This window comes from Pseudomonas sp. D3-10, from assembly GCF_051132175.1.
GTDB lineage: Bacteria > Pseudomonadota > Gammaproteobacteria > Pseudomonadales > Pseudomonadaceae > Aquipseudomonas.
This window is the reverse complement of sequence record NZ_CP071668.1, coordinates 3,469,408-3,482,401: the sequence shown is the minus strand read 5'-3', so window position 1 is coordinate 3,482,401 and position 12,994 is coordinate 3,469,408. Positions and strand designations below refer to the sequence as shown.

The following is a 12,994-nucleotide window of genomic DNA, read 5'->3' as shown; positions in this document are numbered from 1 at the left end:
ATGTGGATTATGTGAGTTCTGTGGCTACCAAAAATCCAATGTGGATTATGTTAGTTCTGTGGCTACCAACAAATCCAATGTGGGAGCGAGCCTGCTCGCGATGGCGGCACCCCAGGCGATGAAGATGCTGGATGTGCCGGCCCCTTCGCGAGCAGGCTCGCTCCCACAAGGGTATGTGGATAATGTGAGTTCTATGGCTGCCAAAAATCCAATGTGGATTATGTAAGTTCTGTGGCTACCAAAAATCCAATGTGGGAGCGAGCCTGCTCGCGATGGCGGCACCCCAGGCTATGAAGATGCTGGATGTGCCGGCCTCTTCGCGAGCAGGCTCGCTCCCACAAGAACCCGGTGCAATCCCGAATTCAGTGCCTGGCGCTCATCTCACGACGTAGACCTTGCGCACATAGACGCTGCTTTTCCAGGCGCAAGGGGCATCCAAGGGAACGAACACTGTATCGCCGGTGCCGACGATCAGCTCGGTGCCGTCGGCCAGTTGCAAGGTGACGCTGCCTTCGAGCAGGTGCATCAGTTCATGCAGCTTGTGCGGCCGTGACTTGCGTGTGTAGGGGGTTGAATCCCAGATGCCGATGCGCAGGTTCGTCGCTTGCTCGACGAACAGGTTGTGCGAGCGGCATTGCGGCGCCGGGCTGAGCAGGATCTCTTCGTCGGGCGCCGCGGAGGGTGCAAGCAAGGTCGGCGCGGGCAGGGCGGTGAGTCCCGGTTGATTGGCCTCGACGGATTGGGTATCGGCACAAAAGGCCCACAGCGAAGCCGGTTGCGCATCAATTTCGAGGGCGGTGCCACGGGCTATCACAGCGCTTTCGCCCGGATTGAGCCGCAGCGTTTGCGCCTGGCTGCGCAGCGTGACCGCCCCGGCATGGACGACGATCGTTTCGCTGAACGGATACTCCTCGACGCTGATTCGTCCGCCGGCCCGGACCACGCCGGCGGCCATGCCATCAACCCCAGCGTAGGCAATGAGCCGGTCGAAGGGGTCGTTGGCACCCAATGAACCTGGCTTGAATGAGGTGGAGGCGGGGCTGCCATCGGCGCGCGCCAACAGCATTGCAGTGGGTTCAAGCATGAAACATTGCTCCGGAATTAAAGGCATGGAATGAAGAGTCTGTCAGCCGATGGCCTGGGTCACCGGTGCGAATTGGCGCACGCCGCCACTGGCCTGGGGCGCAGTGCCTTGTGCCATCTGGGCAACGGTGTCGACGTGCTTGAGGCCAATCTCTTCGAGCCAGGGTCCCAAGCCGCAGTCGGCGGGAATATCGATGCGCACGAACGCCTCCGGCACGTGGGCCAGCAATGCCGCGACCAGGTGCCGGGCCTGCGTGGCGTCCTGGGCGATGACCGGGCCGATGCAGCGTCCGCGTCCGTAAGGGCGAAGCAGGGCGAAGGCGCGCAACTGGCCGTCCTGCTCGATGCCCACGCCCTGTTCAACGACATCGAACAGATCGTTCAGCACGGCCTCGCGATCCAGGCCGCTGCCAAGGTTGGCCAGCCTGATCAACTCGGCCCGATCGGCCGGTGCCAGCGCACGGCAGCGTTGGCCGTTGCCCAGGGCCGGCGGGACAGGTGACGATGTGTGCCCTTGATGTTGCTGGATCTGCCCGAACTCAACGAAGCCCTGGCTGGCGTATAGAGGCGTGCCGGCCAACGTGGCATTGAGAACGGCGGTCCGCGAACCGCAAGCCTCGATCGCCAACTCCATCAACTTGCGACCGATGCCCCGGCCCTGGTATTCATCGTCGACAATAACCAGGCCGATGGTGGCGTAGTTGCCCTGGGCGCAGGAGAACGCAGTGCCGATCAAGCGATCCCCATCCAGTGCGACGAAACCTTGGGCGAGCCGCTGCAACATGGCCCAATCCTCCAGGCGATGGGGCCATTTCAGCTGCACGGACAAGGCATGCGCCGAGGGAACATCAGCGTCGGTCATGGCGCGATAAACGTAAGCAGGGCGTTGCGAAATGGACATGGCGGGTCCCCTGGAAATTGACGTGGAGCCGGACGCAATTGTCCGTGCAGAATGGTTGTATCTCACCTGTCGCCTGGGCTGACAATAGCCGCCAGTGAATTCGGCAGCTTCGATAAGCCGCAGCGGCGCCGGCCGAATTTCTTGCCCCAACGGGGCGTCAGCCCAGCAGGAAATACCGAGCCGATTTGCGCGATAGCCATGTCAATAATTGCGCTCGCGATCCACCAGGCCCAGCATCGATTCGCCCCGCTGGTGCCGTCGAATGTTCTCCAGCAGTCCGTCAAAGGCTGTCTCCGGCTGGGTCATCGCCGCGATATGAGGCGTCAGCAGGATCTGCGGGTGGTTCCAGAAAGGATGCCCGGGATCGGCCGGTTCCTGCGTCAGCACGTCGAGCACTGCCGCGCTCAGTTGCCCGCTGGCGAGTGCGTCGAGCAAGTCCGCCTCGACGAGGTGACCCCCCCGGCCCATGTTGATCAAGGCTGCCCCCTTGGGCAGATGCTCCAATAGCTGGCGGTTGAGGATGCCTTGGGTCTGTTCGGTGAGCGGCAGCACGCACAGGAGGATGTCGCACTGGCCGAGGAAAGCGGGCAATTGCTCGGCGCCGGCGTGACAGGTCACGCCATCGATGTGATGTTCGCTACGGGCCCACCCCGACAAGGCAAAGCCGAATGGCTTCAAGGTGGCGAGTATCTGTCGCGCCTGCAGACCAAGACCCATGACACCCACCCGACGTTGCCGGGCCGGCACCAGGCGATGCGCCTGCCAGCGACGTTCGGCCTGTTGCTGGCGGTAGCGCATCATGTCTCGATGAAGGCTGAGCACGGCGAAACTGGCGTATTCGCACATGCCCTGGCTGATGCCTGGATCCAGCAGCCGCACCACGGGCAGCGTGGGTGGCAAACGTGCGAGGTCGAGTTGGTCGACGCCGGCCGAGAGGGCGAACAGCACCTCAAGGTTGGGCAGCAGCGTCTCGAGGTCATCCGGTGCCTGCCAGGCGGCGAGGTAGCGGATATCCCGAGGATCGCCGATGTCTGGCCAGGCCCGCCATTGGATGTCGGGTGCCTGTTCGGCGAACAGGCGTCGCCACTGTTCGCCGCGTATCGGGTCAGCTTTATAGAGCAGGGCCATGGACAGTTCTCGCGTCAGATTCCAGAGTGTTCAGCATGCCTGAATGGCGAAGCAGGATCTGTCGAAAGGCATGCGCAGGGGGGCACGGGGCGGTGCTGTAGCGCGCCCATGGCGGCAGAATCGTTGGGGCGCGAGGCCGTTGGCGGATTCTGCTGTTTGCCGGGGTGTAAACAGTCGATCCGGATTTCTCAACGAGCAAGTTCGGCGTAGACCGTTGCGTCGAACGCTTAACCTGTGAACACACCGCAGCCGCTTCCTGGTTGCGCGGCTCACGATGGGAAATGCCAATGAACAGTAAAGTCGAAGAAACCCCGAGTCTGCTCCGTCAGCGTGATCAATTCGTGCCCCGTGGGCTGGTGACCGCGCACCCGTTGGTGATCGATCGGGCCCAGGGTTCGGAGTTATGGGACGTGGACGGTAAGCGCTACCTGGACTTCGTCGGTGGCATCGGTGTGCTCAACATCGGCCACAACCACCCGAAAGTCGTCGCGGCGGTGCAGGCTCAATTGCAGAAAGTCTCCCATGCCTGTTTCCAGGTCGTGGCCTATAAGCCGTATCTGGATCTGGCTCAGCGCCTGTGTGAAATGATCGGCGGCCAGCACGACTATAAGGCAGCGTTTTTTAGCTCCGGCGCCGAAGCCGTGGAAAACGCCGTGAAAATCGCCCGTGCCCACACTAACCGCTCGGCAGTTATTGCCTTTCGTGGCGGCTTCCATGGCCGCACGTTGCTTGGCACCACCCTGACCGGCATGAGCCAGCCCTATAAACAGAACTTCGGGCCGTTCGCGCCGGAAGTCTTCCACACGCCTTATCCAAACGCGTATCGAGGCGTCACCGGCGAAATGGCGCTCCAAGCGCTGGACGAGCTGCTAGCAACCCAAGTGGCGCCCGAGCGAGTGGCGGCGATCATCATCGAGCCGGTGCAAGGTGACGGCGGTTTCCTCTCGGCGCCCACCGAGTTTCTCCAGGGCCTGCGCGCGCTGACGGACAAACACGGGATTGTACTGATCCTCGATGAAATCCAGACCGGCTTCGGACGTACCGGCAAATGGTTCGGTTTCCAGCATGCCGGCATCCAGCCAGACGTGGTCACCGTCGCCAAGAGCCTGGCCGGTGGCTTGCCACTGTCGGGCGTTGTCGGCAAGGCCGCGATCATGGATGCGCCGCTGCCCGGTGGCTTGGGCGGCACCTATGGCGGCAACGCGTTGTCGTGCGCGGCGGCGCTGGCGGTGATCGACGCCTACGAGCAAGAACAGCTTTTGGCCCGCGGCGAGGCGTTGGGTGAACGGTTGCGCCAGGGCCTGTTGGCGTTGCAAACGCGCTATCCGCGCATTGGCGATGTGCGGGGCAAGGGTTTCATGCTGGCGATCGAGCTGATCAAGCAGGACGATGCGCGTACGCCGGATGCGGAGCTCAACCAGCGGCTGATCGACGAAGCCCGTGCCGGTGGGCTGCTGGTGATCAAGTGTGGGGTGTACCGCAACGTCCTGCGTTTCCTCGCGCCGCTGGTGACCACCGAAGCGCAGATCGACGAAGCGTTGCAGATTCTCGAAGGCGCCTTGGCACGGGTCTGTGCCGTTTAGGGAGCGTTGATCGATGGGACATCATCGGAGGCTTACAGATGAAGCTGACTGAATACCAGGCGTTGCTGATCGACTGCGATGAGGTCCTGGTGGATCGTGATTCAGGTGTCTGGGCGGCCTTGCAGCCGTTGTTGGAAAACCATGCCGGACCATTGGACAAAGCCGCGCTGCTCGCCGATTTCAACGAGGTGCTGCAATCCCTGTATCCGCGCTTCGGCGAGTTGGGCTTCAGTGGCCTGCTGTGTTTCGCCCACCGTCAACTGGCCGAGCGCTGGAAGCTCAAGGCCAGTTGGGAGGAGGGCATGAGCTTCGCCCGCTCGGCCGCGGGCTGGACGCTGTTCGAGGACGCACCGGGAGCGATGCTTTACTTGCGCAAGTTCTATCGGTTGTTGGTATTGGGCGACCGCGACGCCGAGGACCGTGGCGTGTTGTGCGGGCGCCTGGGCATCGAGCCGGAGGATTTCATTTCGCTGGCGAGCGCGCCGCTGCAGGATCGTGACTGGCTGGACGCCAATGGGCTGGACGCGGCGGCGATCCTTCACGTGACCCGCCCTGGCACAGGGTCGCGGGCGGTTGGGGCGGTGTGCCTGATCTGTCGCGACCTCGACACCTCCCCGGCACCCTGCGCGGCGGACTACTGCATCAACAGTATGGCGGACCTGGTGGCTCAGCATCAGCTGTCTTTACGGCGCTGATTTTGTTAGAAGATTGTCTTACAAACGGCAGGCGAGGGGTATGCGATGGAAGGTTTAGCGAAACTGGACCGGATCGACATCAGCATTTTGGTCGAGCTTCAAAAAGACGGTCGCATGACCAACGTCAGCCTGGCCGACGCTGTGGGGCTGTCAGCCAGCCCATGTCTGCAACGGGTCAAGCGCCTGGAGTCGGCGGGGTATATCTCCAGCTACAAGGCCCATCTCAATCTTGCCAAGATCACCGATTCGGTGACGGTGTTCACCGAAGTCACCCTGAGCGACCACAAGCGTGAGGACTTCGCCAAGTTCGAGTCCAATATTCGCCTCGTCGACGAAGTGCTCGAATGCCACTTGATCAGTGGCGGCTACGATTACCTGGTCCGTTTCATGACCCGCAGCATCCAGGATTACCAGGACGTGATGGAAAGCCTGCTGGACAAGAACATCGGCATCTCCAAGTACTTCAGCTACATCGTCATCAAGTCGCCGGTTCGCAAGGATGAGATTCCGTTGCGCAAACTGTTGCGGCATTGAAGGCGTTCGTCCAGAACCACTGGCCTTTGTCTGCAGTCACTGCCAGGTAACCCTCGCTGATGGAGGACCTGGACATGGACCTGGCCGAGCAATACCGCAACTACATCGCCTGCCTCAATGCCCGTCGCTGGCAAGACCTGGGCAGCTTCGTCGACGACAGCGTGCACTACAACGGAGACCCGGTGGGCCTGGCGGGTTATCGGGCGATGCTGGAAAACGATGTGGGCACGATCGCGGACTTGCGTTTCAATATCGACCTGCTGGTGGTCGAACCGCCGAATGTCGCGAGTCGTTTGCTTTTTGATTGCTCGCCGCGCGGACGTTTCCTCGGATTGGACACCCACGGTCGGCGGATTCGATTTTCCGAGAACGTGTTTTATACCTTCGAGCAGGGCAAGATCGTTCGGGTGTGGTCGGTGATCGATAAGGCGGCGGTGGAGGCGGCGCTGCAACGCCAAAGCCCTTTCGAAGAAGGGCCTTGAGCAAAATCATGTGGGAGCGAGCAGGCTCGCTCCACAGGGGTTACCGTCCAGGGCGATCCGAGCCTCATTCCTTGAGGAAAGTCAGCAGGTCCTGATTGAGACGGTCCTTGTGTGTCTCGGTCAGCCCGTGCGGCGCACCGGGATAGACGAGCAACCGGGCACCCTTGATCAGCGCTGCCGAGGCGCGGCCTGCAGCGTCGATGGGCACGATCTGGTCATCGTCGCCGTGGATCACCAGCGTCGGCACGTCGAATTTCTTCAAGTCGCCACGGAAGTCGGTCGCCGAGAATGCCGCGATCGAGTCATAGGTGTTCTTGCTGCCGCCCTGCATGCCTTGAACCCAGAACGATTGGATCAGGCCTTGGGATGGCTTGGCGCCTTTGCGGTTGTAGCCGTAGAACGGACCGGACGCGATGTCCAGGTACAGTTGCGAGCGGTTCTCCAGGGAGGCCTTGCGCAGGCCGTCGAAGACTTCGAGCGGCAAGCCGCCGGGGTTGGTATCCGTCTTGAGCATCAGCGGTGGAACCGAGGACACCAGCACGGCTTTTTTCACCCGGGCTGTGCCATGGCGACCGATGTACCGAGCCACTTCACCGCCCCCCGTCGAGAAGCCGACCAGGGTGACATTCTTCAGGTCCAGCGCTTCGATGACCGCCGCGAGGTCGTCGGCGTAGTGATCCATGTCGTTGCCTTCCCAAGGTTGGCTGGACCGCCCATGACCGCGGCGGTCATGGGCGATCACGCGGTAGCCCTTGGACGCGAGGAACATCATCTGTCCTTCCCAGCTGTCGGAATCCAGCGGCCAGCCGTGGCTGAAGGTGACGACCTGGCCATTGCGCGGGCCCCAATCCTTGTAATACAGCTGGACGCCATCTTTGGTGGTGATGTAGCTGGCGGACTGCACCACGCTGCCGATTGCCGAGGCGCTGGCGCCGGCCTGGACAGGTGTCGCCGCTTCGGCGCCGAGGGTGGCCAGGGCCAGGGTTGCGACAGCCAGGGTGCGGTTGATTGTGTTCATCGTTTCTCTCTCCATAAGGGACGGTTTGATCTGCCGAGATCGTCGTCGATCCCGTTGGTGGGCAGATTAGAGAGGGCGCAGCGGAACGAGAACGGCGCTGGCGTCGATAGCAACTATGGGGATTTCAGATACCCGTGTTCTGCTTCCTGGGTGTGCAGGGTTTTGTGGCAAGGGAGCTCCCTTGCCGCAAAACAGCAGGATCAGCATTTGTAGACGATGCCCAGCCTGCCCATGATTTCCAACGCATTGGCCAGGCCCAGACCGTTCATCGGCAGGCATGCAAACGCTTGGTACTCGTCGAAATGCGTGCCGATGGCCAACAGCTTCAGATCGTGGATTTCCAGTCGTGCATTGAAATACTGGAGCAGCGCCCGCTCCCAATCGTCGGCGTGATTGACTGCATCGACGACTGTGCCGTCGGGCGTGGGGATTTCAATGCCCCGTTCGCGCAGGGGGGCGAGGGCGTTGATGGCGTAGACGCCAGACAACGACCATTCCTTCCACTCGAACTCAGCCATCCGATGCGTGCTGACAAGGGCCGATTGCAGCTGAGTCCACGCCCAGTCCCATCGGCCGGTAGCCGCCGGCATGTTTTCGATCAGCGCTTGCGCGTGTGTCTCGTCGAACAGGCAGTCGAACAGGTCCGCCAGCGTATCGGCCGGATCCGGTGGTGGCGTTTGCCCCTGAGTGTCCAGGTCACGACTCAGACGCCGCCACAGACTGCCCAATTCCAGCCAATCGTCCTCGTCCATGGCATCGTCGATCACCTGGGCCTTGTGGCCTCGGTGGTGGTTATCCAGCCGCGTCTTGCGCACACGTACCGCGCCCGCGGCCAGGTCGACCTTATAGCTGCTGTGGTCCAGGTAGTTGGTCTGGAGAACGATGCGATCCACGAATATGTCGTGGACGAGGCTTTCCTCTGCGTCGAAATAGGCCGCGCCTTCGAGTGTGCCGTGGGCGGTGATGACGCGTTGAAGCGACAGGAGGTCGATGGGGTTCAAAGAATCAGCTCTCAGGGGAAACGGTCGAGTCCGGTCCGGCTTCAGCCGCCATTTTCAGTCGGTCGGCTTTGCTGATGTATCGGTCTTTGCTTTTCGGTGCCAGCTTGGCACTGGCTTTTTTGGCGTTGGCCTTGAGCAACTGGTTTATTTTCTTGCGACGATTCATGTTGTTCCACTTGGGCGCGTAAGAGGCTGGGGGTCGATCATACCGCCAGTCGAATAAGTTATCGCCGAAAGTGTAGCGCTGATTTTGAGCCGTGCATCAACGCACCCGGCTGCGACTCTGCACCGAAAGATCCAGCGCCTTTTGCATGTCCAGCCGTGCCGAACGCCCTACGTCCTTGTCGTTGAGCTGGTAATTGCGCTCCGACGGCAGGATGGGTGCGGTGAGGTCTTCGCCGTCCATTTGTTCGAAGTCGTGATTGTCGCCAATGGTCATGGCGCTGCGGCGCAGGAGCATGCGCAGCTGTTCGGGGTGAAGTTGCGGGTTGATCGACAGCATCGCTGCCAGCAGGCCGGTGACCATGGGTGTGGCGTACGATGTGCCGCAATGCACCGCGCCATCCTCGCCGGCATTGGGCGTCGAGGCGTGGGTGCACGCGGCGGCGGTGATGTCGACGCGCATGTCGATATTCGAGGAGTTGCGCTTGACCGCGTAGCCTGGGTCATCGACGGCGACGCCGGCCCGTTCGCTGCGCTGGTGTCCGCCGACCACCAATAACTGTTCGGTAATGAACGAGGAGGGCAGGCGGTATTCATCGGTGCCGGAAAATGACGACCCATTGCCAGCGGAGTTCACCACCACCACGTCGGGATGTTCCTTGCGCAGCCACAGGAAAAACTCTTCCAGCAGTTCTTCGTAGCCGCTCATGGCAATACCCGAACGCAGCAGCGAATCGACGTCATCGCCCTTGACGTCTTTCGCTCCCACGCGGTGGATGCCCCAGCTCCAGTTCAGCACACGCACGCCATCCTCGACGAGGTTCACCGAGGCGGCGATGTTGGCTGTGATCCCTGCGTCCGAATTTCGCTCGACGATCACTTCGAAGCCGCCGCTCGCCTTGTCCAGGCCCCGCAGCAAACCGGTGTTGCCACCATCGTTCCAGCGCGCGGCGAGAATGCCGGCGACAGTCGTGCCATGGTTGTCGGGTTTGTTCGCATCACGGGCGTACACGCAGGTGCGCGGCATGGAGCAGGGGCCAAGATAGTCGGCAAAATCCGCCGTGTCGAAATCCACGTCACGCTCGATCAAGCCGATGCGCACCGGCTGCGGTTGGATCGGCGCCTGCTGCCCGGGGATACGCCGCTGGTAGTAATGCACCGCGTCGAGAAAGCGATTCGCGGCCCATTCATCGGAGCCCTGGGCCGGTTTCTTGGGCTCTTCGGGCTGGGTGGGCGCTTGCTCGGTTTCTTCGGCCCCGGACTCTTCGATCACTACGGCATCGACGCTGGTTTCGCCGCCCAGGCGCAGCACCAACGCGTCGCGCTGCATCAGGTCCCTGGCCGGCAGGCGCAATTGATACACGTTGAGCGGCGCGATGCTGCCGACCACCCTGGCCCCGTACTTGTTGGCGAGACGTTCCGCCTCCTGGCGGCCATCGTGGCTTTCCTCGATCAACACGCTGACCAGATCCACATAGGTGGTCAGGCCGTCCATGTTCTTGGTCACCTCATCCGGCCCGGCCGCGACGATGACTGCTGCGCAGGGTCAACCAGACGGCATTGCTGGCGCGCGGACCGTCTTCCAGCCAGAGCGGCCCGCTTTGGTAGTCGGCCTTGTCCAAATGCAGACGCAGGCGTTGGCCGTCACGCTGGACCCTGTCAGCGGGAATCGCTTTTTCACCGAGTTTCAGTTGCGGCGTTGCTTCACCCAGCCCTCGCGCGGTCAAGCACCACTCCTGGCGCTCGATTTCGAGCAAGTCGCCGCAGCGCTTCAGGCTTTCCAGGCGCAACGGCTCTTGCGCCATTGCAGACGTGCCGGCAGACAACGCGATCAAGGTGACGAGGACAGCGGATCGTAAGGGCATGGGTGAGGTTTCTTTGCCGGGGTTTGCTGTTCCGACCGCTGTGTCGATGGCTTCGTTCAGGCAATGGCGCCAGCCGTCATCAAAATTGAACAACCGAACCCGCGCCGAAATCCGATCCATAGGCAACTGAAAAACGGGGAACCCTATGTCTCGTCCACCCATGATCGGAATCATCGCCTGTTCAGGCAAGGTCGGCCCACACACCGTCCAGCTCAGCAACGACAAATACGCACAAGCCGTCGCGACCGCCGCCGAGGCACTGCCGGTGATCCTTCCGGTGGTTGCGTCACTGATCGATCCGGCTGACGTCATCGCTGGCCTGGACGGGCTGCTTTTCACCGGCTCGCCTTCCAATATCGAACCCCATCACTACGGCGGCCCACCCAGCCCGCCTGGCACCGAGCACGACCCGGCCCGGGATAACCTGGCGCTGCCGCTCTGGCGCGCCGCTGTCGAGGCCGGTCTTCCGGTGCTTGGCATCTGCCGCGGCTTCCAGGAAATGAATGTCGCTTTTGGCGGCACGCTCCATCAACAACTCAACGGCCCCGGCGCCGAGCACGAGCCGCCGAGCAACGAGCCGGTCCAGGACCAATACGCCCGCAACCATGCACTGACCGTGCGACCGGGCGGGGTGTTGGCGCGGTTGGGGCTCAAGGAACAGATCGAAGTCAACTCCGTCCACGGCCAGGGCATCGCACGGGTGGGGCAGGGTTTGCGCATCGAAGCCGTGGCGGAGGATGGCCTGGTGGAGGGGCTTTCGGTGGAGGGCAGCCGGGCGTTTGCGTTGGGGGTGCAATGGCACCCGGAATGGGAAGTGACGGAGCATCAGGATTATCGGGCGATCTTTCGCGCGTTCGGAGAGGCGTGCAGGCAGCGGGCGAGCTAACCCGGTTCGTGACACAGACGCAGATCTTGTTGCCTTGCCGGCCCACACCGTCTGAGGAAAACGGAACGGGCAATTCGAGAAGCCTCTGACAGCGCCGCATGAGTCCCTTGCGATAGCGTCCGTCCTGAATTTTCAGGATGAGAATCGCGATTCGTGACGCGCCCAAACAATCTGCCAAAAGTCAAAAATCCACGTTCCGGCGAAGGGCACAACATTTCCTACCGGGACATGACGTCCAGCGAGCTGGCCGAGTACGAGGCACTCCAGCGCAGTCATGACGCCATGCTTGCGCGACAGGCCGCCTACGAAAAGGAAAGATGGGGCAAGGTCGAAAAAAAATCCCTGCCCATCACCGGGTCCGTTTTCGCTAAATGCTGCGAGCTCCCCAACGGCATCATCGACTACAACAACCCCCATGGTTTCATTCCGCCGGAGCTGGTCAAGCAGTACGGCGACTTGAAGTGGCTTGGCGGCCGCGAGGCCGACGATTCCGGGACTGTCCCCCTCAAGCAGATCGGCTCAACTGCAATTCCCGCTACATTGGGCAGACTCGCCCTGGGCGGCTGCGCCGCGACAACTGCGGGAGCCGCTGCAGGCACGGTTGGCGCGGCGCTGTTAACGGGGATCGTCGCCTTGCTTTGGCCTTCCAGCCTGGGCGACAGCGCGCTCTACAGCGAAGACCAGCTACGCCAGCTAAAAAAGGCCCGCAGCCGCATGCGCTTGAGCATCGAGCAACAGGCCGACGGCAGTATCAAGGGTTACGGTTTCTACACCGGTCAGAACCGCGGCTGGGAAATGGTCGACGTCGTCCACCTGACGCCGCGCGCCGACCAATACATCGCCGACCTGGGCGATGGCATCGAACTGATCTGGACCCCAGCCACCGACCCCTCCGAAACCCTCGGCATCCCCGCCCTGGAAGCCGCCCCCCAAACCCCGCATATCTGGATCTACCCGTCGACGCCGATGGCGGACAGCATCATCGTCAATCCGATCTATCCGCCGGAGTACAAGGATTTCATTCTGGTGTTCCCGGTGGACTCGGGGGTTCGGCCGGTTTATGTGGTTTTGAGCATCCGCCGAAAGGGTCTGGCCGAGGCGGGCCACGACTATCATCCTGCTCCGAAGACACATGAAATTACGGGCTTCTCTGGTCTGAAGAAAGGCAAGAAGAAAACTCCGGTGCAAGGAGGCGGAGGCTTAAGAGATCGCTGGCTCGACGCCAAAGGCCGGACCATTTACGAGTGGGATGCCTCGCACGGTGAACTGGAAGCTTACCGAGCAAGCGACGGAAGTCATTTAGGTGCATTCGATCCAATTACTGGCGAGCAGACAGATGGCCCTAAGAAAAATCGCAGCATAAGAAAGTATTTGTGAGGATCAAAAGATGGGACTCAAATTGCGACTTGAGTGGTATAGCAAGCAAACGGAATCCTTCGAAGGAGAAGAATATACAGAGGATCTGGGTGATGATGGCTCGGTCGTGGAGGCTTTAGGCATCCCGTTCGATAACAACATAAATAACGGGGGGTTTGATCTCCTGTTGGACTGGGTAGGAATTATCCAGCCGTACTTTCAGCATTCAATCGATTGGGCGAACTACGACTATCAAATAGCTTTTGATTATCTAGATAGCTGGTAATCGAGAGGAGAAAA

General features: G+C 61.3%; 13 protein-coding genes and 1 pseudogene. 7 read left to right on the top strand and 7 right to left on the bottom strand.

Annotated features, from left to right (window positions below):
• Positions 1-376 precede the first annotated feature (376 nt).
• The 3 genes from J3P90_RS15610 to J3P90_RS15600 form a co-directional block, all read right to left on the bottom strand.
• Positions 377-1,084, bottom strand: coding sequence for a cupin domain-containing protein (locus J3P90_RS15610; protein ID WP_434563559.1), 708 nt, complete (start codon positions 1,082-1,084; stop codon positions 377-379).
• Between the two features lie 42 nt (positions 1,085-1,126).
• Complete coding sequence (locus J3P90_RS15605) at positions 1,127-1,984, bottom strand: GNAT family N-acetyltransferase (protein ID WP_434563561.1); 858 nt, start codon at positions 1,982-1,984, stop codon at positions 1,127-1,129.
• Between the two features lie 201 nt (positions 1,985-2,185).
• Positions 2,186-3,112: a 2-hydroxyacid dehydrogenase gene (locus tag J3P90_RS15600; protein ID WP_434610902.1), complete on the bottom strand. Its 927-nt coding sequence runs from the start codon at positions 3,110-3,112 to the stop codon at positions 2,186-2,188.
• Positions 3,113-3,399: 287 nt separating this feature from the next.
• Between J3P90_RS15600 and gabT the strand changes: the two genes are divergently transcribed.
• From gabT to J3P90_RS15580, 4 genes are all read left to right on the top strand, one after another.
• Positions 3,400-4,695: a 4-aminobutyrate--2-oxoglutarate transaminase gene (gene gabT / locus J3P90_RS15595; RefSeq protein WP_434610904.1), complete on the top strand. Its 1,296-nt coding sequence runs from the start codon at positions 3,400-3,402 to the stop codon at positions 4,693-4,695.
• Positions 4,696-4,733: 38 nt separating this feature from the next.
• Complete coding sequence (locus tag J3P90_RS15590; protein ID WP_434610906.1) at positions 4,734-5,390, top strand: HAD family hydrolase; 657 nt, start codon at positions 4,734-4,736, stop codon at positions 5,388-5,390.
• A gap of 45 nt (positions 5,391-5,435) precedes the next feature.
• Positions 5,436-5,924 carry an Lrp/AsnC family transcriptional regulator gene (locus tag J3P90_RS15585; RefSeq protein ID WP_420767674.1) on the top strand — a complete coding sequence of 163 codons (489 nt, stop codon included), beginning with the start codon at positions 5,436-5,438 and terminating at the stop codon, positions 5,922-5,924.
• 74 nt (positions 5,925-5,998) lie between these two features.
• Entirely contained in the window at positions 5,999-6,406 is a 408-nt protein-coding gene (locus J3P90_RS15580; protein WP_434676585.1) for an ester cyclase, read from the top strand.
• A 64-nt stretch (positions 6,407-6,470) separates the two neighbouring features.
• Here the strand turns inward: J3P90_RS15580 and J3P90_RS15575 are convergent, their stop codons facing one another.
• The 4 genes and pseudogenes from J3P90_RS15575 to J3P90_RS15560 form a co-directional block, all read right to left on the bottom strand.
• Positions 6,471-7,424 (bottom strand): alpha/beta fold hydrolase, encoded by a 954-nt coding sequence (locus J3P90_RS15575; RefSeq protein WP_434610909.1) that lies wholly within the window; start codon positions 7,422-7,424, stop codon positions 6,471-6,473.
• Between the two features lie 200 nt (positions 7,425-7,624).
• Positions 7,625-8,425 (bottom strand): DUF6630 family protein, encoded by an 801-nt coding sequence (locus tag J3P90_RS15570; RefSeq protein ID WP_434675004.1) that lies wholly within the window; start codon positions 8,423-8,425, stop codon positions 7,625-7,627.
• Positions 8,426-8,429: 4 nt separating this feature from the next.
• Positions 8,430-8,591 carry a DUF2986 domain-containing protein gene (locus J3P90_RS15565; RefSeq protein WP_420767676.1) on the bottom strand — a complete coding sequence of 54 codons (162 nt, stop codon included), beginning with the start codon at positions 8,589-8,591 and terminating at the stop codon, positions 8,430-8,432.
• A gap of 96 nt (positions 8,592-8,687) precedes the next feature.
• A pseudogene (locus tag J3P90_RS15560) lies at positions 8,688-10,452 on the bottom strand (S8/S53 family peptidase).
• A gap of 145 nt (positions 10,453-10,597) precedes the next feature.
• On the opposite strand from J3P90_RS15560, the gene J3P90_RS15555 reads away from it, so the two are divergent.
• The 3 genes from J3P90_RS15555 to J3P90_RS15545 all read left to right on the top strand — a co-directional run bounded on the left by J3P90_RS15555 (position 10,598) and on the right by J3P90_RS15545 (position 12,980).
• A complete protein-coding gene (locus tag J3P90_RS15555; RefSeq protein WP_434675003.1) occupies positions 10,598-11,338 on the top strand; it encodes a gamma-glutamyl-gamma-aminobutyrate hydrolase family protein in 741 nt (246 codons plus the stop codon).
• A gap of 153 nt (positions 11,339-11,491) precedes the next feature.
• Positions 11,492-12,715, top strand: coding sequence for a colicin E3/pyocin S6 family cytotoxin (locus J3P90_RS15550; protein WP_434610915.1), 1,224 nt, complete (start codon positions 11,492-11,494; stop codon positions 12,713-12,715).
• 10 nt (positions 12,716-12,725) lie between these two features.
• Positions 12,726-12,980, top strand: a complete 255-nt coding sequence (locus J3P90_RS15545) for a colicin E3-like toxin immunity protein (RefSeq protein ID WP_434610917.1) — start codon at positions 12,726-12,728, stop codon at positions 12,978-12,980.
• Positions 12,981-12,994: the final 14 nt, after the last annotated feature.